The sequence below is a fragment of the Ancylobacter sonchi genome (assembly GCF_018390695.1).
Taxonomy (GTDB): Bacteria; Pseudomonadota; Alphaproteobacteria; order Rhizobiales; family Xanthobacteraceae; genus Ancylobacter; species Ancylobacter sonchi.
In genome coordinates, this window is sequence record NZ_JAHBGF010000013.1 from 76896 (window position 1) to 95424 (window position 18529).

Sequence of the window (18529 nt, forward strand, 5' to 3'; positions counted from 1 at the left end):
CGACCGCGAGAACACCAACGCGGCGGCGCGAAAGCTTCGCGCCGCCTTCGCCGTCATGGCGCAGCACTGGTCGTTGCCGGAGGTGGAGATCGGGCCCATGGCGCCCGGCTTCACACCCGTCCCGTCGCTGTTCGCCGACGACCGGTTCCTTGCCGCCATGCTCGCGCGCCAGCAGGCGGGCACGCCCGGCCTCGATGCCAAAGGCGCGGCGGCGTACTTCATCTCAGAATATGCCGGCGTGCTCGGCCTTGCTGCCGCCTCGCCCTATCTGTCGCACGGTCTGGTTCCGGCGTTCGTGCCGGAGAACAGCGCCCTGGCCTTCGAACTGCCTGCCGAAGGCAGGCCGAGGGTGCGGCTGCGGCTGCTCGACCCGCACTGTGTCACCGACAGACCGGGCAAATCGCGACAAGGCTCAAGCTGCCGTCCTGTTGATCGAGAAGGATTGCGGAGCGATCTGCGCGAGGGGCTGGAAGCCCATATGGAGCCTCTGATCCATCGTCTGCAAGGGCGCACCGGCCTGCCCTGGCAGGCGATGTGGCGCCTCGTCTCGGATTCCGTCGCCGCACGCTTCCTGGAAGCCGGCCGGCAGTTTGGATGCGAGGAGGAAGCGCAGGTCGAAGCCCTCGCCATATTGAAGGAACCCGGCTCGCCGCTCGCCAACCGGCAGCTGCACTTCTTCGAGATCGTCATACGCGACGAGGCGAGCCCGCGCCGCATCATCGCCCGTCGCAACTTCCGTGCGCGAGGCGGCTGCTGCCGGTTCTACACGGCGCCGGGCGGCTCTTATTGCTCGACCTGCGTGCTGGTTGCTCCGCACGAGCGCCGCCGCCGCATCGAAGCACAGATGCGTCATCGCCTCGGCCTGCCCGCACTCGACGAGACGACCTCCGCCGATGGCGCGTACCCGAAAGACCTCTCTTCATGACATTACGGGCCGCTCTGCTTGCCTGCTGGACCGCACTCGTCCTCTTGCTCCCTCCCTCCCATGCGCAGGGCAGTTGCGGCGGCCGGCTGATCGACGACCCTGACGTGCTGCATGCGCCGGTCTGCGTGCCCAAGGATCCCGCGCGCATCGTGGTGCTGGACCCGACCTACAGCCTCGGCATGGGCCTGGAGCTTGGCCTGCCGATCGTCGGGGCGCCGCTCAGCCTGATGAGCGACCGGGTCCTTCGCGATGAAGCCATGCGCCATGGCGTCGCCGATCTCGGCAGCTATCTTGAGCCGAGCATCGAGAGGCTGGTCGTGCTCAAGCCCGACCTCATCATCGGCAGCTCCATGGCGGACAGCGCCTATCCGCTGCTCTCGAAGCTGGCGCCGACGCTGTTGATCTCGGCAGGGAACTGGAAGAGCTATCTGTCGCTCATGGCCAAAGCCACCGGCCGCGAGCACAGGGCAGTGGAACTGCTCGCGGCCTATGACGCTCGCGTTGCGACGTTGAAGCCGCACATTCCAGACCAGCGGGTCTCTGTGGTGCGTATCACCCCCTGGGATTTTCAGGTCTATCTCGATGCGTCGAACGCCTATGGCCCGTTCCTGGTACTCCGGGATGTCGGCGTGCGCCGAACCGACTATGAGAAAGCGCAGGGCAACGCGACGCTGAAGCGGCCGGACTGGGAGGAACTCGCCAATCTCAAGGGCGACACGCTGCTCTACATCGTTGGCGGCGCGAACAGATCGGACACCAACGGTCGGCACGAGGAAGTGACCAGCAATCCGCTCTGGCGCATGCTTCCGGCAGTAGAGGCCGGACGTGTGCACCGGGTCGATGCCGGCACCTGGATGGAGTTCAGCGGCGTTGCCTCCGCCCATCGCGTGTTGGACGATATTGAGCGCCTGATCATTGCCAAACCCTGACGCTCTCCCGCCGCGCCGCCGCGGGAACCGGCGGGCGCTCGGCCTCGTGCTGCTCATTGCCTTGGTGCCGCCGATGGCATTGTGGAACCTGACGGTAGGCAGTTCGCAGATCGCCCCCGACGTGTGGTTTGAGGCCCTGATGCACCCGGACGGCTCGCGCGAGCATATCGTGCTGCTGGACGTACGCCTGCCCCGGATGCTGGCCGGACTTCTGGTCGGTGCACAGCTCGCGGTTGCCGGCGCCATCATGCAGGCGGTGACCGCCAATCCGCTGGCCTCCCCGGGCCTGCTCGGCATCAATGCCGGCGCCGCCTTCGCTGTCGTGCTGGCTCTCGCCTTCACCAGCATCGACGCCAGCGGCAGTCTGGTGTGGTTCGCGTTCGGTGGAGCGGGTGTCGCAGCGCTCTGCGTCTATGCGCTGGGTTCGATCGGCCGTGGCGGTGCGACGCCACTGAAGCTTGCTCTGGCCGGCGCGGTGTTGACCGCTTTCCTGACCTCGGCGACCACCAGCCTGCTGCTGCTGAACCAGGGCACGCTGGACAATCTGAGGCTTTGGGCAGCCGGTAGCCTCACGGGGCGATCGCTATCGACCGTGGCAGAGCTCGCACCCTATGGCCTTGCGGGGCTGGCATGTGCTCTTGTCGCCGCGCGGCCGATCATGACGCTGAGCCTCGGCGGCGACCTTGCCAGCACGGTCGGCCAGAACGTGGTGCGGTGGCGGCTGCTCGCGGGCCTGCTGGTGGTGGTGCTGGCGGGCTCCGCCGTGGCCTTGGCCGGTCCGGTCGGCTTTGTCGGCCTTGTCGTTCCCCATGCCGCCCGGCTGCTCGTCGGAGCCGACTACCGATGGATCATGGGCTATAGCGCCCCGCTTGGCGCGCTGCTGGTACTTCTCGCCGACACCGGCATACGCTGGCTCGCCGGCATCGATCTACCGGTCGGCATCACCATGGCGCTGATCGGCTCCCCGGTCTTCATCGCACTGGCGCGCCGGCGCAGCGGGATGATGCGATGAACCGCGGACTGACACTCCTCGTTCTTCTGGTGGTGATCGTCGCGACGCTGTCGCTGAGTTGGGGCGATCGCGGGCTCGCGCCGCAGGACATTTTCGCGGCGCTTCAGGGCGACCCGATCGCCGCGATCATCCTCGGCACGGTACGTGCGCCGCGGATCGCGACCGCGCTGCTGGTCGGTGCCTGCCTCGGCGTCGCCGGCGCCATCACCCAGGCGGTGATGCGCAACCCGCTCGCCGAGCCCGGACTGCTCGGCATCAATGGCGGGGCGAGCCTCGGCGTCGCGCTGCTTGTGATCGGCGCGGAGGGAGCGGTCGGCCACCTCATGCCGCTGGCCGGCTTTACTGGGGCCGCCCTTTCTGCCACCGCGATCTATGTGCTGGCCTGGCGAGGCGGCACATCCTCGATCCGGCTGATACTGGTCGGCATCGGCATCGGCGCAGCGACGGGCGCGGTGACTTCGCTGCTCACCGTGCTCGGCGATATCAGGGATGTGCAGCGGGCGCTCGCCTGGATGGCGGGCAGCATCTACAATGCCGACTGGACGAGGCTCCGATGGCTGGCCATGTGGTCGCTGCCCGCTCTTGCCATCACGTGGTGCCTCGCCCGCGATCTCGATCTGTCCGCCTTTGACGACGATGTCAGCGGCGCGCTCGGCCTGCCGCTGCAGGCGATGCGCGCAGTGCTGACCGCCTTGTGCACTCTGCTCGCCGGGGCGGCGGTGGCAGCTGCCGGGCCGATCAGCTTTGTCGGCCTGCTTGCCCCGCAACTGGTGCGCGGCCTGTCTTCCCGGCACGCGATCCGGCTGCCGGCGGCCGCAGTCTGCGGGGCGCTCCTGCTGGCGAGCGCCGATCTGGTTGGGCGCCTGGTGCAATTGCCGGCAGGGCTTCTGACGCCATTGATCGGCGTGCCGTTCATCGGGCTCCTGCTGTGGAGGCGAAGGAATGATTGAACCGACATCTCCGGTGCTGCTGCAAGCGCACGACGTCACCATCGGCTATCAGGGCCGGAACGTCGTGAATCGGCTCTCGATCGGCATCGAGCGCGGCCGGTTCACCGCCCTGCTCGGCCCGAATGGTTGCGGCAAATCCACTCTCCTGCGGGCTCTCGCGGGGCTGCTCGCTCCCAAGTCCGGCGCGATCAGTCTGGAGGGGCAGCCGATCGCGCAGCTCTCGCGCAAGCAGCTGGCACGGCGACTGAGTTTTCTGCCCCAGATACCGCGTGCGCCGGATGACATCACGGTGCGCGATCTGGTGGAACAGGGCCGCTACCCGCATCGTCGGCCGCTCGCCCCGTGGTCGGCAGCCGACCGGGCGGCCTGCACCGAAGCGCTGGAGCTGACGCACATGGTGGCGTTGGCAGAGCGGCCACTGGCCGCGCTCTCGGGCGGGCAGCGCCAGCGCGCCTGGCTGGCGATGACGTTGGCGCAATCCGCCGACATCCTGCTGCTCGACGAGCCGACCACCTATCTCGACATGGCCCACCAGCTGGAGCTGCTCGCGCTGCTGCGCCGGCTGGTCGACGAGCGCGGCAAGACGATCCTCGCCGTGCTGCACGACATCAACCAGGCCGGGCAGTTCGCCGACAAGCTGGCCCTGCTGAGCGATGGCGCCATCACCAGTATAGGGCCGCCGGCCGATGTCATAACCACCGAGACCATTCGGACAGTGTTCCATGTCGACGGGATGGTGCTTGTCAATCCGATGGCGCCATGCCCGCTCTTCCTGCCGAGGACGGCGCTAGCGAGCATCGATGCCGCGGATGATGATACTATGCGAAGCTAGGCACCTGCGCCGGAACTGTGACGGTACGGACGACCTGAGCCCTCAATGATGCTGAGGTCTTACAGCACTGTCGTGCAGCGAGTAACAGATCGTCCTGATTCCGAACGGTGCCGGCTCTGAATGACCGATTGCGTTGAAGAAGTCGGCTGTTTGACAGTGCGCCCCGAGTTGGCGGCCGGGATATGAGCGGCCTTTCGGCTTTTTCAGCCCAGGATTGGGCTGGGGGTGGGGACCAGCTTCGCCAGTTTCCTGAGGTTTTAGGCGGTGGCGGCGAGCAAGAACTCGTCGCGGGCTCCGCATGGCCCTCGAAGGCGTAATCGGTCGAGCCGCAGGATGCGCTTGAGGTGAGCGAACAGCATCTCGACCTTCTTCCGCTCGCGCCGGGAGGCGGCGTAAGCGTCGGTCTTCGCGATGTCCCTTGCCATGTCGCGAGCGCCCTCGTGGATCGAGCGAGGGATCTTCCGGGCCGGCGTGTTCGGGCAGCACTGCGGTTTCAGGGAGCAGGCGTCGCAGTCGAACTTGCTTGCTCGGTAACGCATCATGCCGTCGTCATCGACGAGCGGAGCCGAGCTTCGGTAGACCCTCTGGCGGGGTCTCAGCTTCTTCCCGGCCGGGCAGGTGTAAAGATCGCGGGCGTGGTCATAGGCGAAGTCCGAGCGGCTGAAGGTGCCGTCGGTCGGGACGCTCTTGTCGAACACCGGGATGTGCGGCTCGGTCCCGCGTTTATGGACCAGCCAGCGATGCACGCCGTGCTGCGGCACGGCACCGAGTTCCGGCCAGCCTAAGCCACGACAGATGGGCGAGACAGGAGGCCGCAACGAGCTCCCGAGCGGGAGCGACGCCCGAGGGAGGGAGCAGGTGATGGCGCCGATACTGTAGCATGCTGCCGACCAGGTCGGCCGACTGCGGTTTCAACCAAGCCACCCTGCACCCAGCTAACCCATCAAGTGCCGATGAGCACGCAGAGAACGCAGGCACCCAATGGCAGCAACCGCTCAAACCGAGCAGCCAGACTTGACCCGTTAGAGAACGGAATCGGCGCACAGCGGTCATGTTCAGCCGCGATTGTCTGAGAGAGGCGGACTGAGGCTTACAATCGGTGGTCATCTACGGGGGCTGGCTATAAAGCCCGATGGGGGTACGTGAACCAGCCCCTTAATCGTACTGTGGAGAGCTATCGGCGGGGTTGCTCAACCCACAGCGGACTAAGTTGTGCGGTGATCGAGGGCGATCGGCGGCAATATCGCGCAATCGGCGGTGTTTGGCGGGCGGCGAGCGATCAAGAAGAGAACTATGTGTTCGCTATAGCCCTATGATGCACGGATACGACGAAGGCCTCACTAAATGGGCGGGGGGATTTGTTGTCCCAATCTGTCCGCCTGCGGGCCAGGGGGCTGCGGATGACCTCAAGGCGTTGGATTTGAAGATCGCGCTTCCGCCAGCAACCAATTTGCAAAAAGCTGTATTGGCCCTTCACTCAATCGGATCGGCTCCGGTAGGATGAGACTGAAGGTCTTGGAGATCGACTGCCCGTCCGGCCAAGGCGCGACCAGACGCCCCTCCACCAACTCCTTTTCTATATAAAGGCGCGGCACCAGCGCGACGCCGAGACCGGCCAGCGTGGCTTCGATCTGCATGGAATGAAGATCGTACCGGGCACCAACCGCAGGGTTGGTCAGCACGATCCCGCTCTCCAGCGCATAGCGTTCCCAGGCATCCGGGTTCTGGCGTCGATGAAGGCGCGGCAGCTCATCTAGCGATACCGCTCCTTCACCTCTACCGAGAAGCGCCGGATGGCAAACCGGAACCAGCGTCTCGTGCAGCAACCGGTGCGTTCTCATCCCCGTCCAGGCGGGATGCTCAAAATGGATCGCGGCGTCGAAGCCGCTTCCGGCAAGCACAAACGGCTCCATGCGTTCGGCAAGGTGCACGATGATGTTCGGGTGCAGGTCACGAAACCGCGCCAACCGGGGAATGAGCCAGCGCGTGGCGAAGGTCGGCAGGGTGGCGATGTCGAGGCTCGCGCCGTCGCTGGGCTGCCCCATCAGATATTGGCTGTCGCGCTCCAGCCGGTCGAGGGACTCGCGAACCTGAACCGCGTAACGCTCGCCGTTCGGCAGGAGCCTGACGCGATTGCCCACCCGCTCGAACAGCGTAACGCCGAGGAACGCTTCCAGCCGGCCGATCTGGCGACTAATGGCCCCTTCGGTCAGTGCCAGTTCGTCCGCCGCCCGCGCGAAGCTGCCGTGACGAGCTGCCGCTTCGAATGCCATGAGCGCGGAATGACTGGGAATCTTGCGGCGCACGAGCCTCTCCGCGGCAATGACCGAAATGCGACCCCTTCATAATGACATTTAGTCACTGAAGGATGACCTCATATCGCTGTTTGGCCGAATTTCGCGGAACTATCATGATCAAACATCAATGAAAGACAAGCCTGTCGCCTCAAGCGACCGGCCGAGGATGGTCCGATGATCTACACGGTAGAATGCAGCTTTGCCGACCCGGTCAGCGAAGCGGAATGGAACGACTTTTACAGCCTGGACAAGCTGCCCGCCCTCATATCGGTGAGCGGCTTCCACACCTCGCAGCGTTTCAAGGCGTTGAGCCGTGGCTGTCCCGCCTATCTCGCCCTTCATTCGATAGACGGCCTCGACATCCTGACGGGTGAGGAATACCGCCGGAAGGGCGGCGGCAATTTCGCACGCTGGCAACAGCACATCACCGACTGGCACCGTAACCTCTATGGCGGGATCGACCGCGCGCCGGCCATTGCAGAGGGCGAATATCTGGCGTTGAGCGCAACAGGCCCCGACCCTCTGGTCCGGCTGGGCCTCACCCCCTCGGCGATGCGGGCGGTGGCCATGGAGAAGGTCCCCGAACACCGCTGGCTCGCCAAGGTCGAGCGGAGCGCCGGGCCCGACATCGAGCAACTGCCGGTCGACGTCCATCTCTACGCGCCGATGACGGCGCAGTTGAGGAATGAGCATCACGCTTCCTTCGAGAAGGAGCGGTAGGCCCGATGCCAAATGTCACGATCTATATTCCGACAGACAGGATGCCGCCGGACGAAGCTCTTGCGGAACTCACGGGGCAATGCACCGACCTCTGCACCGGCATTCTCCGGGCCGCATTGGCGAATGTGCATATTGTCTATGTCGCTGTCCGGCACGGCCGGGGCCACCCGGCCTTCGCGGAAATCCAATATCGCCTTGAGCCTTTTCGGACGCCGCAGGTCATGGAGCGGTTCATGGAGGGGTTGGACAACGCCATAACGCGCAACGCTGGCCTTACCGCGCGCATCCGTTGCTTTGGCTATGAAACGTCGAGCATTCACGCGCGAAATTGAGCGGGTGCCTGGAGAAAACCAATGTCTAGTCTCGCATTTCCGAGCCAACAAATCGGTGACTTCACCATCACCGCAATCAGCGATGGCTATCTCCACGCCAGTTTCGACTTTCTCGCGAATATCGATCCGACTGACGCCTCCCGGATGCAGGAGGATGCGGGGATAAGGGATCACACCTCGATCCATATCAACGGCTACCTGGTGCGCGGAGGCGGTCACACCGTCCTGATCGATGCCGGAGCGGGTGGTTTCAAGCAGTGGGGCGGCCGATTGAAAACCAATCTGCGGCTTGCCGGCATCCAGCCTTGCGAGATCGACGCGATCCTGCTGACGCACGCCCATCCCGATCATGTCGGGGGTTTGATCGACGCATCCGGGGAAGCCGTCTTTCCGAATGCCGAGCTGGTCGCGCACCATCGGGAAGTCTCGTTCTGGCAAGACGACGGCAATCTCAGCCGCGCGCCCGAGCGCTCCCGTGGCAACTTCCTCTTGGCGCGGCAAGCGTTCGACAGCTATCGCGCCAAACTGCGCGAGTTCGAGGATGGCGAGGTGCTGCCCGGCATCACGGCGATGCCTCTGCCGGGACATACAGCTGGGCACACCGGATATCGGCTCGATTCAGGCGATAAGAGCCTGCTGGTCTGGGGCGATATCGTTCATTTCCCGCAGATCCAGATTCCCCGGCCCGACGTTTCGATCGCGTTCGACCAGGATGCGCATCTCGCCGCCGAAACACGAACGAGGCTGCTGGACTGCGTCGCCACCGAGCACCTGCTGATCGCCGGCATGCACCTGGGGGAACCCGGGTTCGCGCGCATCAGACGGACGGGCGATACCTATGCTGTCGCATATGAAAAATGCACATGACACCAAGCGTGTTTATGTCCTGAATGGGGACCCTGTCAGTCTGGGCCCAATATCGACGGGAGCATAGAAAATTCCTCGATCGTCGCGGGCAGTTCATCTGAATAACTACGGTGGGGACCGGGCACATCCCAACCTGATTTAGTGGTCGAGGGCGACCGCTTTCATCAGGAGCCCCAAATTGCAGCTAAATCTGCTTTTGAAGTTCCCGCGGCAATCGGCGACGACTGAGTAGCCATCGCGCAGACTGTCGCACCGCAACGTGCAACGGCGGAGGCTGGCGGGCCGTGCGGGATAGCGATGACAACTTTGTCTACTCTATACCCCTCTAAAATGCTCTTCGGGTGTTGGGCGCAACTAGCAGAAATCACATATTATTTTTCCGATTTCCAATCACGCCGTTTAGATGTGGCGTAAGAGCCCGCCACGTATAGGTTTTATTTTGCACGGGAGATGGCAACGTTTTGAGCGCCCCGTCAGCCATCTTGAGGATGGGATTGAGGCGATCCGATCTCGTGTCGCGCCGGCGACGGTAAGCATCATCGATGCCCAATGACGGTTGAGGGTGAATGGCCGGCCATTGTCACGGGCCGGTTCGTGGGTCGACATTCATCGAATGAGGGTATATACACGCGCTATGTCTCGCTGCTACTGTTCCATGCTGCGCTTGGCGACCCGAAGGATAGGCTCGGTCTACGATCGGGCGCTCGCGCCGGTTGGCATTAATATCGCCCAGTTCTCCCTGCTGCGAACCATCCAGCGTCGCCAGCCCGTGAGCTTGACGGAGCTGGCCCGGAGCGTCGTGCTGGATCGCTCGACGCTCGGGCGCAATGTTCGGGTCTTGGAGCGTCTCGGCTTGGCGGCGATGGACCGCGGAGAGGATGATCACCGCGAGGCCGCCGTGAAGCTCACAGCCCGTGGAGTCGAAATTCTCGAGCAGGCCGGTCCGCTCTGGGAGGACTGCCAACGCAAGATCGAGACCCAGCTCGGTCCCGTGAAGGTGACCGCATTGCAAGAGATACTTCGTTCCGTCTGATTTTGCCCATAAGCGGGTATATGCCCGTGACTGGAGACGTTCGTGACAGGCCCAACGCCGCAATCCTCGCAGTCATCTCCCCTGCCGGACCGTCTTGCCGCGCGCGGGGTCCATTACGGGTGGGTCGTCGTCGCCGTGACCTTCCTGACGATGATGGTGGCGGCGAGCGCGGTTGGTGCGCCGGGTGTTCTGATCGGCCCCTTGCAGAGGGAGTATGGCTGGACTGTCGCGGATATCTCGGCTGCCTTCGCGGTACGCTTCCTGCTGTTCGGTGCAGTCGGGCCTTTTGCGCCGCGTTCCTTAATCGCTTTGGCGTCAAGCGTGTCTGCGTCTTCGCGCTCGTTCTTATCGCTGCAGGCGTCATTGGCTCCTTCGCCATGACCAGCCTCTGGGAGTTGTTCCTGCTTTGGGGTGTCGTGGTGGGCCTGGGCACCGGTTTCACCGCCATGGTGCTCGGCGCGACAGTCGCTACTCGCTGGTTCGCAGCCCGCCGTGGGCTAGTCGTTGGCCTGCTGAGCGCCAGCGTCGCAACCGGCCAGGTGCTGTTCCTGCCTGCCTTCGCCGCGCTGTCCGAAGCCTGGGGATGGCGACTCGCCCTGGGGCTACTTTTCGCCATGCTGGCGTTTGCAACGCTCCTCGTGCTGCTTCTGATGCGGGACCGGCCGGTGGATGTCGGTCTTCTGCCCTATGGCGCTACCGAGGCGCCGGCCGAAGCCTCGCACAACGCGTCTTGGGGCGACACCTTGATTGCGCCGATCCGCGTGCTCGGGGAGGCATCCCGTACCGGGACCTTCTGGATACTGTTCGGCACCTTCTTCATCGGCGGGTCCACGACGACAGGCTTGGTGCAAACGCATCTCGTCTCCATCTGTGGCGACTTCGGGATCACTGCGGTGACGGCTGCGGGACTGCTTGCCGCTATCGGCGCATTCAACTTCATGGGCACGATTGGTTCGGGTTGGTTGTCGGACCGCTTCGACAGCCGCTGGCTGCTGTTCTGGTACTATGGCCTGCGCGGGCTCTCGCTGCTCTATCTGCCCTTCACCGATTTCGGGCTCTACGAACTTTCCCTATTCACCGTCTTTTACGGTCTGGACTGGCTGGCGACCGTTCCGCCCACCGTCAAGCTGACGGCCGAAAGGTTCGGGCCCAACGCCACCATCGTCTTCGGCTGGATTTTCTTTGGCCATCAAATCGGTTCTGCGGTCGCAGCTTATGGCGCTGGCCTGACCCGCGACGTCTACGCCACCTACCTGCCGGCATTCTATATCGCGGGGCTCCTCTGCCTCATCGCCGCGCTCGCCATCTTCGCGATCCGCCGCTCACAGGGCGGCGCGGAACCGCAATTGGCCTGACCCTTCCAGAAACGAAAGGCATCTTCATGGATTACACGACCTTCGGAACCACAGGGCTTCAGGTCTCGCGGATCGCGCTGGGAACGGGCAATTTCGGGACCGGTTGGGGACACGGCGCCGATCCCGACACGAGCAAGGCGATCTTTAACGCCTATGCCGAGGCCGGCGGCAACTTCATCGACACGGCGGATGTCTATCAGTTCGGCCAGTCGGAAGAGATCCTCGGCGACCTGCTTCAGGGCCGGCGCGAGGAGTTCGTGCTGGCGACGAAATTTACCAGAGGCGATGCGCCAAACGCCGGCCGTCTGGTCACCGGAAACAGCCGCAAGGCGATGGCGGCTTGCGTCGACGCCAGCCTGAAGAGGCTCAAGACGGATCGGATCGACATCTACTGGGTTCATTGGCCGGACAATGTGACGCCTGCCGAGGAGATCGTCCGCGGCTTCGAAGGCCTCGCGCGGGCCGGCAAGATCCTCTATGCGGGCCTCTCCAACTTCCCGGCGTGGCGGCTGGTGCGCGCGGTCACCCTGGCGGAGCTGACCGGTGCAGTCCCGATCGCCGCGGCACAGTTCGAGCACAGCCTCGTCCATCGCGAGCCCGAAACGGACCTGTTTCCTGCCTCGCAGGCGTTGGGCCTCGGTGTCGTCACATGGTCACCGCTGGGTGGTGGCATGCTGACCGGGAAATATAGGCAAGGCGAAAAGGGCCGCGCCGAAGGCTTCGGCGGCAAGGTGTTCCAGCCGGAAAACTCCGAGCAGCGCACGAAAATCCTCGACACGGTTCTGGCGATCGCCGGAGAGCATGGCGTCAGCGCCGACCAGGTCGCGATCGCCTGGGCCGGCAGCCACGGCGCGGTCCCAATGATCGGCCCGCGCTCCGTGACGCACCTTACCAGCAATCTCGGCGCTCTCGCCGTCGCGCTCTCGGACGAGCAGATCGAGCGGCTCGATGCCGTCAGCAGCCTCGACCCGGCCGCTTCGAAAGGGAGGCCCGTGCCGACCGGCGCGCAAGGTGTCCGAGCTCCGGTCGCCTGACAGACACGAATTCCAATCGGGAGAAACCCCATGAGCACCACCGATATCATCCTCGCCCATCCGATCCGCACCGCCATCGGCGCCTATAACGGAACGCTGAAGGGTGTGCCCGCCACCGAGCTCGGGGCGATCGCCGTGAAAGAGACGCTCAAGCGCGCCAGCCTGTCGGGAGAGGACATTGGCACGGTGGTCATGGGCAACGTCATCCAGGCCGGGAACCGGATGAATCCGGCAAGACAGGCGGCGCTCGGTGGCGGCCTGCCGGTGTCCGTGCCGGCGCTGACCGTCAACCGCGTCTGCGGCTCCGGCGCTCAGGCGATCCTGAGCGCCGCGCTGGAGATTGCCGCCGGAGCGAGCCATGCCGCCATCGCCGGCGGCATGGAGAACATGGACCGCGCGCCTTATCTCATGGATGGCGGGCGCTGGGGCTACCGCATGGGCCCCGCCCAGATCCTCGACAGCATGCTGACGGACGGGCTCAACGATGCCTTTTCAGGCGAGCACTCCGGCTGGCACACCGAAGACCTCGTCACACAGCTCCAGATCACGCGCGAGGCGCAGGACGCCTTCGCGGCGCGTTCCCAGCAGCGTTTCGCTGCGGCACGCGACGCCGGAAAATTCTCGGACGAGATCGTGCCGGTCGAGATCAAGGGCCGCAAGGGAACCGAGATCTTCGACACCGACGAAGCGCCGCGCCCCGATACGACGGCGGAGACGCTCGCCAGGCTGAAGCCCGCCTTCCGCAAGGACGGGACGATCACCGCCGGTAACGCGCCCGGCCTGAACAGCGCCGCCGCTGCGATGATCGTCGCCGAGCGCGGCTTCGCCGAGACCAAGGGCATCGAACCGTTCGCGCGACTGGCCGGCTTCGGGGTCGCCGCCGTCGAGCCGGGTCTGTTCGGCCTCGGACCCGTTCCCGCCGTGCGCAAGGCGCTCGACCGCGCCGGCTGGACGCTCGGCGACATCGAGCGGATCGAGATCAACGAGGCCTTCGCGGCCGTGCCTCTGGCGATCATCAAGGAACTCGGGTTGCCTGAGGACATCGTCAATGCCGAAGGCGGCGCCGTTGCTCATGGCCATCCCATCGGCGCGACCGGCGCGATCCTGACCACGCGTCTCCTTTACTCCATGAAGCGTGACGGTCTGTCGAAGGGCATCGTCACGCTGTGCATCGGCGGCGGACAGGGCATCGCGCTCGCGCTCGAGGCGCTCTGATCCCGCGGCGAAAGGACCAGCCATGCCGGTTTTCAACGCCCATATTCCCGCAGGCCGCTTCTCGCGTGAGCAAAAGCGTGCGCTTGCCGACGCGCTCAACCAGTCCCTCGTCCAGGGCCTCGGAATCCCGGAGGACGACCGCTTCGTCATCCTGAGCGAGCACGGCCCCGACGAACTGTTCATCCACCCGACATTCTTCGGCATGGAGCGCGATCCGGCCAATGCGATGATCGTCACCGTCATGGTTGGCGCTCATCGTCCCCTGGACGACAAGCGCAATCTGCTGGCCGCCATCAACCGCCTTGTCGTCGAAGCCGTCGACATTTCGCCGGACGTTATCTTCATCACGCTCATCCCGATCCCGAACGAGAACTTTTCATTCGGCCGGGGTGAGCTTCAGTCGGCGGACGCCGCACCGCGCTGGTAGGCCGCCGAGCCGATACAATTCGCCAGGGACCGGTGCTGAGCCCGCCTTTGCCCGGCGGATAAGGGAGTTAGACCGCATGACGACACCACCCTATCTCAATCGCCAGGTGCTCCTGGCTTCCAGGCCGGAGGGCGCGCCCACGCTTGAGAACTTCCGCTTCGAGGACCGGCCGGCGTCTGATCCGGCCGAAGGCGAAGTGCTGCTGAAGACCCTCTATCTCTCGCTCGACCCGTATATGCGCGGCCGAATGAGCGCCGCAAAGTCCTATGCCAAACCGGTCGAAGTCGGGGACGTGATGGAGGGCGGCACGGTCGCGCAGGTGCTTCTGTCCCGCCATCCTGGCTTTGCGGCCGGGGATATTGTCCTCTCCTATTCCGGCTGGCAGAGCTTCTCGGTCTCCGACGGCAGCGGCCTGCGGAAGCTCAACCCCACACAAGCGCCCATTACCACCGCGCTGGGCGTTCTCGGCATGCCCGGATTCACCGCCTATTCCGGCCTGCTCACGATCGGGCAGCCCAAGCCCGGCGAGACCGTCGTCGTCGCGGCGGCCAGCGGCCCGGTCGGCTCGCTGGTCGGGCAGATCGCGCGGATCAAGGGGGCGCGGGCCGTGGGCATCGCCGGCGGGGCGGACAAATGCGCCTTCGTGCGCGACGAGCTCGGCTTCGACGCCGTGATCGATCATCGCTCTGCGGACTTCGCCACGGAACTCGCTTCCGCCTGTCCCGACGGCATCGATGTCTATTTCGAGAATGTCGGCGGAAAGGTCTGGGATGGGGTCTTTCCGCTCCTAAACGACTTCGCCCGCATTCCGGTCTGCGGCCTCATCGCTCAGTACAACCATGCCGGAGAGAGCTTTCCCGGCCCCGACCGCCTGCCCGGGCTGATGCGCGCGATCCTGAGCAAGAGCCTCCTTCTGCGGGGCTTCATCCAGCGCGAGTTCGTCTGCCAGTATCCGGATTTCCTGCGCGACGTCTCCGCCTGGATCGCATCGGGTGAGGTTCGCTACCGGGAAGACGTTGTCGACGGCCTCGACAACGCCCCGTCAGCCTTCATCGGCCTGCTCGACGGCCAAAACTTCGGGAAGCTCATCGTCCGGGTTGGTGACGCCGAATGACGGCCGCCAAAGCCGCATTGCGGTCTGCCCTCGGGTGAAGAAGGAAAGCGAGATGATATCCAGTTCGGAACCAGGGGATGCGGCAATTCGCGGAAGCATCCTGATTGCCGGTGTCGGGTCCGTCCAAGGCCTTGGGGCGGCCATCGCGCGCCGGTTTGGCAGGGAGGGCTATCCTGTCGTGCTCGCCGGACGCAATGCCGAGAAGCTGGAAGCGACCCGATCCCGGTTGGACGCCGATGGCATCACCGTCCGCGCGACATCAGGCGATGTGGCGAACCAGGAAGATGTGAAGCGCTTCGTCGCCGCCGCCGAGGAGCAGGCGCCGCTCGCGGTCGCCGTCCACAACGCCGGCAGCAATCGCCCCGCGCCGTTCCTCGAGTTGGCGCAGGAGGAATTCGAGGCGCATTGGCGCGAACATGCGCTGGGAGCATACCATCTGGCGCGCGCAGCCTTGCCCGCGCTCCTCGCCCGCCAGAACCGCGATCAACCCTTCAACCATGGGCCGAGCCTCATCTTCACGGGTGCGAGCGGCAGCCTCCGGGGCAAGGCGAATTACGCGCCGTTCAGCGCCGCGAAGGGCGCGCTTCGCAACCTCTCCCAGTCCCTTGCGCGCGAATTTGGCCCTTGGGGGGTGCATGTCGCGCATGTGGTGATCGACGGGGGAATCGCCGGCGAGCGCCTGCTGTCGAAGCGCCCGGAATTGCAGGACAGGCGTGGCCCGGATGGTCTTCTGAACATCGACGCGATCGCCGACGCCTACTGGACCCTGCACCATCAGCATCGCAGCGCCTGGACGCAGGAGCTGGATTTACGGCCGTGGTCGGAGAGCTTCTGATCCCTGACCCATGGGCTGGATGGCTTACGTGATCAGATATGGAAGCTGACGACTCGGCGACACCGCAGCGAACATGCGGCTGGTTACTCAGCAGGTCGCATCCGAAGCACGACAAGGTTGCCGACTGAAATCTGCACTGGATCGTTATTCTGGTTCAGCGTTGTGGTCCGGACCTTGATCATGCCCTGATCCGGTTTCGACTTCGACGGTCGAACTTCAAGGATTTCGGCTTCGATCCGCAGTTCATCATCTGGCCGGACAGCGCGCGGCCACCGCAGTTCGTCGAATCCGGCGCCGATAATCCCGCCGGCAGGCTTCAATTCGCTCTCCACCAGCAAGCGCATGGTGATTGCGGCAGTGTGCCAGCCGCTGGCCGCCAGTCCACGGAAGAAACTGCTCTGCGCCGCTGTGCTGTCGAGATGGAACGGCTGGGGGTCGAACGCGCCGGCGAACTGCTTGATCTCACTCTCCTCGATCCGCACTGGTCCGGCCGTGAAGGTCTGACCCACTGCAAAGTCCTCCAGATAGCGCAGGGACATCGCCGCTTTCCTCTTCCGTTTACGTCGTCATGGGGTCGATCAGGAGATAGGTGACGTCGGCTCCGGCCCGCAGCAGCCAGCGGCCCGGCGCCCTGGGATGTGAAATAGAGGGCAAAACCCATGGCGAAGAAGCCGTAAACGGCCGGTCCGGCCGAGCGTCATATCGTTCATCATGTGTATCCCTGTTGGATCGAGCCTCACCTGTCAGGCAGCCAGGAAGACCTTTGCCTTCGTCAGGAAGGCCTCGTTGTACTGGAAGATGCCGCCATGCCCGGCGTCGGGGTAAAGGACGAGCTCGGCTCCGGGGATGCGGCGCGCCAGGTCCGACGAGTTCTCGCTCGGCACCATGATGTCATGATCGCCGTTCGCCACGAGGACGGGCGTGCGGATGGACTCCAGCGGCTGCGACGCCTGTTGGCCCCAGGCCTTGATCGCCTTCAACTGGCGCAGGAAGGCTGTTAGCGAAACCGCCTTGTCACGATCCCTCGTCCGCTCCTTCAATCGAGCAAGGAATTCAGAGGCGGCATGTCTGCCTGCCGCGCTTGATGTGAAGAAGAGATAGAATTTGGGATCGCGGAAGGTGAGCAGGCCTTTGATGATGAGCGGCCACGATACGGCGCCCACCCGTTCGATCCCGGTCCCACCTGCCGGACCCGTGCCGGCAAGGATGGCACGACGGACGAGATCGGGCGCTTCGAACAGGATCTGCTGCGCGACGAAGCCGCCAAGCGAAAAGCCAATCAGGTCGACCGATGTCAGTCCCAGCGCGCGGATCGTTGCGATCGTGTCGTTCGCCATCTCGGCCACGCTGAGCGGCGCCGTGCCGCCGGATGTGCCGATGCCGCGATAGTCGAGTGCATAGACAGGCCGATCGGCCGCCAGACCCTCGACGATGGGGGGATCGAAATTGTCGAGGTTCGCGCCCCAGTGATTGAGCAACACCACCGGTACGCCGGCGTCAGGCCCGGGACGACGATAGGCGAAGCGCGTGCCGGCAGCCTCAACGTGACGGGTGGGCGTCGTCTTCCAGTCTGCGCTGCGGGTGTAAGTGGCCATGATCGAAGTCCTCGTTTCGGGATATCGCGTCACCTCTGTGTGACGACGACCTTCCCCTTGGCGCGACCGGTGTCGATGTAGGCGAACGCGTCGTTCAGCTTCTCGAACGGGAATGTGCGATCCATGACCGGACGGATCGTGCCGTCTTCGATCAGCTTCGTGATCCGCTCGAGCTGTCTCCCGTCAGCGCGCATGAAGAGGAAGGAATAGCCGACACCCGCGCGCTTCGCCTTGCGCCGGATATCCGCGCTCAAGAGGCGTACCACAAACCGAAGCACCACATTCAAGCCCTGGGCGCGCGCGAAGGCGGGATCGGGCGGACCGGAGATGGAGATCAGCTTGCCGCCAGTCTTCAGGACCTTCAGCGATTTTTCCAGCGTGGCCGCGTCCAGACTATTGAGGACGACGTCGTAGCCTGACAGCTCTTCCTCGAATTTCTGGCTGCGATAGTCGATGACGACATCCGCCCCCAGTTCTTTCACCATCGCGGCATTGGCGGCGCTCGCCGTCGTCGCGACGGTCGCGCCGAGATGCTTGGCGAGCTGGATGGCGAAGGTGCCGACCCCGCCCGATCCGGCATGGATCAGGACCTTCTGTCCCGGCTTGATCTGCGCGCGCTCGATCAGCACTTGCCAGGCGGTCAGTCCGACCAGCGGGATCGATGCGGCCTCCGCCATCGACAGATTGGCAGGCTTGAGCGCGAGATCGGCTTCCTTGACGGCGATGCGTTCGGCGAAGGTGCCGATCTGTCCGTCGCGCGGTCGCGCATAGACGGCATCGCCCGGCTTGAAGCGCCGCACATTTGCGCCGACCTTGACGACGGTCCCGGCCAGATCATGGCCGAGCACGAGCGGCGGCTTGTAGGGCAGGATCGGCTTGAACGCGCCGTCCCTGATCTTGGAATCGAGCTGGTTGAGTCCGGCGGCCTCGACCTCGACCAGCACGTCGTCGGGACCGGGCACGGGTTCGGGCATGTCGCCGAGACGCAGCGCCTGTTTCTTGCTGTAGCGGTCGAGGATGAAGGCCTTCATGCTGTCTCTCTCATCGGTTCGAGAAT

At 64.5% G+C, this 18529-nt stretch carries 18 protein-coding genes and 2 pseudogenes; 15 read left to right on the top strand and 5 right to left on the bottom strand.

Annotation, left to right across the window (positions count from 1 at the left end):
• Window positions 1-97: 97 nt before the first annotated feature.
• The 5 genes from KHC28_RS06495 to KHC28_RS06515 are packed head-to-tail and all read left to right on the top strand — an operon-like array spanning window position 98 to window position 4648.
• Complete coding sequence (locus KHC28_RS06495; RefSeq protein WP_246564427.1) at window positions 98-925, top strand: (2Fe-2S)-binding protein; 828 nt, start codon at window positions 98-100, stop codon at window positions 923-925.
• The gene (locus tag KHC28_RS06500) at window positions 922-1854 is read left to right on the top strand and encodes an iron-siderophore ABC transporter substrate-binding protein (RefSeq protein ID WP_214007536.1); all 933 of its coding nucleotides are present in this window, start codon (window positions 922-924) and stop codon (window positions 1852-1854) included. Before KHC28_RS06495 ends, KHC28_RS06500 begins: the two co-directional genes overlap by 4 nt.
• A gap of 46 nt (window positions 1855-1900) precedes the next feature.
• Window positions 1901-2866 (top strand): FecCD family ABC transporter permease, encoded by a 966-nt coding sequence (locus KHC28_RS06505; protein ID WP_312893113.1) that lies wholly within the window; start codon window positions 1901-1903, stop codon window positions 2864-2866.
• 29 nt (window positions 2867-2895) lie between these two features.
• A complete protein-coding gene (locus KHC28_RS06510) occupies window positions 2896-3816 on the top strand; it encodes a FecCD family ABC transporter permease (protein ID WP_312893114.1) in 921 nt (306 codons plus the stop codon).
• Window positions 3809-4648, top strand: a complete 840-nt coding sequence (locus KHC28_RS06515; RefSeq protein WP_214007538.1) for an ABC transporter ATP-binding protein — start codon at window positions 3809-3811, stop codon at window positions 4646-4648. The genes KHC28_RS06510 and KHC28_RS06515 overlap by 8 nt, the downstream gene beginning before the upstream one ends.
• 257 nt (window positions 4649-4905) lie before the next feature.
• Here KHC28_RS06515 and KHC28_RS06520 read toward each other — a convergent pair.
• Window positions 4906-5415: pseudogene (locus tag KHC28_RS06520) on the bottom strand (transposase); the annotation flags it as partial.
• A gap of 639 nt (window positions 5416-6054) precedes the next feature.
• Window positions 6055-6954 (bottom strand): LysR substrate-binding domain-containing protein, encoded by a 900-nt coding sequence (locus KHC28_RS06525; RefSeq protein ID WP_214007539.1) that lies wholly within the window; start codon window positions 6952-6954, stop codon window positions 6055-6057.
• Between the two features lie 165 nt (window positions 6955-7119).
• On the opposite strand from KHC28_RS06525, the gene KHC28_RS06530 reads away from it, so the two are divergent.
• The 10 genes and pseudogenes from KHC28_RS06530 (at window position 7120) to KHC28_RS06575 (ending at window position 15877) form a co-directional block, all read left to right on the top strand.
• On the top strand, window positions 7120-7665 hold the full coding sequence (locus tag KHC28_RS06530; protein WP_214007540.1) for a sugar ABC transporter: 546 nt from the start codon (window positions 7120-7122) through the stop codon (window positions 7663-7665).
• Window positions 7666-7670: 5 nt separating this feature from the next.
• A complete protein-coding gene (locus KHC28_RS06535) occupies window positions 7671-7997 on the top strand; it encodes a hypothetical protein (RefSeq protein ID WP_214007541.1) in 327 nt (108 codons plus the stop codon).
• Between the two features lie 21 nt (window positions 7998-8018).
• Window positions 8019-8864 carry an MBL fold metallo-hydrolase gene (locus KHC28_RS06540; RefSeq protein WP_214007542.1) on the top strand — a complete coding sequence of 282 codons (846 nt, stop codon included), beginning with the start codon at window positions 8019-8021 and terminating at the stop codon, window positions 8862-8864.
• Between the two features lie 634 nt (window positions 8865-9498).
• Window positions 9499-9897 (top strand): MarR family winged helix-turn-helix transcriptional regulator, encoded by a 399-nt coding sequence (locus KHC28_RS06545; RefSeq protein WP_214007543.1) that lies wholly within the window; start codon window positions 9499-9501, stop codon window positions 9895-9897.
• A gap of 150 nt (window positions 9898-10047) precedes the next feature.
• Window positions 10048-11252: pseudogene (locus tag KHC28_RS06550) on the top strand (MFS transporter).
• Window positions 11253-11278: 26 nt separating this feature from the next.
• Window positions 11279-12286: an aldo/keto reductase gene (locus KHC28_RS06555; RefSeq protein WP_214007544.1), complete on the top strand. Its 1008-nt coding sequence runs from the start codon at window positions 11279-11281 to the stop codon at window positions 12284-12286.
• A 30-nt stretch (window positions 12287-12316) separates the two neighbouring features.
• A complete protein-coding gene (locus tag KHC28_RS06560; RefSeq protein WP_214007545.1) occupies window positions 12317-13501 on the top strand; it encodes an acetyl-CoA C-acyltransferase in 1185 nt (394 codons plus the stop codon).
• Window positions 13502-13523: 22 nt separating this feature from the next.
• The gene (locus KHC28_RS06565; RefSeq protein WP_214007546.1) at window positions 13524-13928 is read left to right on the top strand and encodes a tautomerase family protein; all 405 of its coding nucleotides are present in this window, start codon (window positions 13524-13526) and stop codon (window positions 13926-13928) included.
• 76 nt (window positions 13929-14004) lie between these two features.
• Window positions 14005-15042, top strand: coding sequence for an NADPH-dependent curcumin/dihydrocurcumin reductase (curA, locus tag KHC28_RS06570; protein WP_214007547.1), 1038 nt, complete (start codon window positions 14005-14007; stop codon window positions 15040-15042).
• A gap of 52 nt (window positions 15043-15094) precedes the next feature.
• A complete protein-coding gene (locus tag KHC28_RS06575) occupies window positions 15095-15877 on the top strand; it encodes an SDR family NAD(P)-dependent oxidoreductase (protein ID WP_214007548.1) in 783 nt (260 codons plus the stop codon).
• An 83-nt stretch (window positions 15878-15960) separates the two neighbouring features.
• Here the strand turns inward: KHC28_RS06575 and KHC28_RS06580 are convergent, their stop codons facing one another.
• The 3 genes from KHC28_RS06580 to KHC28_RS06590 form a co-directional block, all read right to left on the bottom strand.
• The gene (locus tag KHC28_RS06580) at window positions 15961-16416 is read right to left on the bottom strand and encodes a MaoC family dehydratase (protein WP_214007549.1); all 456 of its coding nucleotides are present in this window, start codon (window positions 16414-16416) and stop codon (window positions 15961-15963) included.
• Window positions 16417-16620: 204 nt separating this feature from the next.
• The gene (locus KHC28_RS06585) at window positions 16621-17472 is read right to left on the bottom strand and encodes an alpha/beta fold hydrolase (protein WP_214007550.1); all 852 of its coding nucleotides are present in this window, start codon (window positions 17470-17472) and stop codon (window positions 16621-16623) included.
• Window positions 17473-17501: 29 nt separating this feature from the next.
• Window positions 17502-18503, bottom strand: a complete 1002-nt coding sequence (locus KHC28_RS06590) for an NADP-dependent oxidoreductase (RefSeq protein ID WP_214007551.1) — start codon at window positions 18501-18503, stop codon at window positions 17502-17504.
• Window positions 18504-18529: the final 26 nt, after the last annotated feature.

Coding starts and splice junctions, on each gene's coding strand:
- KHC28_RS06515 (WP_214007538.1), top strand. CDS start 3,809: ATGATTGAACCGACATCTCCGGTGCTGCTGCAAGCGCACGACGTCACC.
- KHC28_RS06530 (WP_214007540.1), top strand. CDS start 7,120: ATGATCTACACGGTAGAATGCAGCTTTGCCGACCCGGTCAGCGAAGCG.
- curA (WP_214007547.1), top strand. CDS start 14,005: ATGACGACACCACCCTATCTCAATCGCCAGGTGCTCCTGGCTTCCAGG.
- KHC28_RS06495 (WP_246564427.1), top strand. CDS start 98: ATGGCGCCCGGCTTCACACCCGTCCCGTCGCTGTTCGCCGACGACCGG.
- KHC28_RS06555 (WP_214007544.1), top strand. CDS start 11,279: ATGGATTACACGACCTTCGGAACCACAGGGCTTCAGGTCTCGCGGATC.
- KHC28_RS06535 (WP_214007541.1), top strand. CDS start 7,671: ATGCCAAATGTCACGATCTATATTCCGACAGACAGGATGCCGCCGGAC.
- KHC28_RS06565 (WP_214007546.1), top strand. CDS start 13,524: ATGCCGGTTTTCAACGCCCATATTCCCGCAGGCCGCTTCTCGCGTGAG.
- KHC28_RS06540 (WP_214007542.1), top strand. CDS start 8,019: ATGTCTAGTCTCGCATTTCCGAGCCAACAAATCGGTGACTTCACCATC.
- KHC28_RS06585 (WP_214007550.1), bottom strand. CDS start 17,472: ATGGCCACTTACACCCGCAGCGCAGACTGGAAGACGACGCCCACCCGT.
- KHC28_RS06580 (WP_214007549.1), bottom strand. CDS start 16,416: ATGTCCCTGCGCTATCTGGAGGACTTTGCAGTGGGTCAGACCTTCACG.
- KHC28_RS06575 (WP_214007548.1), top strand. CDS start 15,095: ATGATATCCAGTTCGGAACCAGGGGATGCGGCAATTCGCGGAAGCATC.
- KHC28_RS06500 (WP_214007536.1), top strand. CDS start 922: ATGACATTACGGGCCGCTCTGCTTGCCTGCTGGACCGCACTCGTCCTC.
- KHC28_RS06560 (WP_214007545.1), top strand. CDS start 12,317: ATGAGCACCACCGATATCATCCTCGCCCATCCGATCCGCACCGCCATC.
- KHC28_RS06545 (WP_214007543.1), top strand. CDS start 9,499: ATGTCTCGCTGCTACTGTTCCATGCTGCGCTTGGCGACCCGAAGGATA.
- KHC28_RS06590 (WP_214007551.1), bottom strand. CDS start 18,503: ATGAAGGCCTTCATCCTCGACCGCTACAGCAAGAAACAGGCGCTGCGT.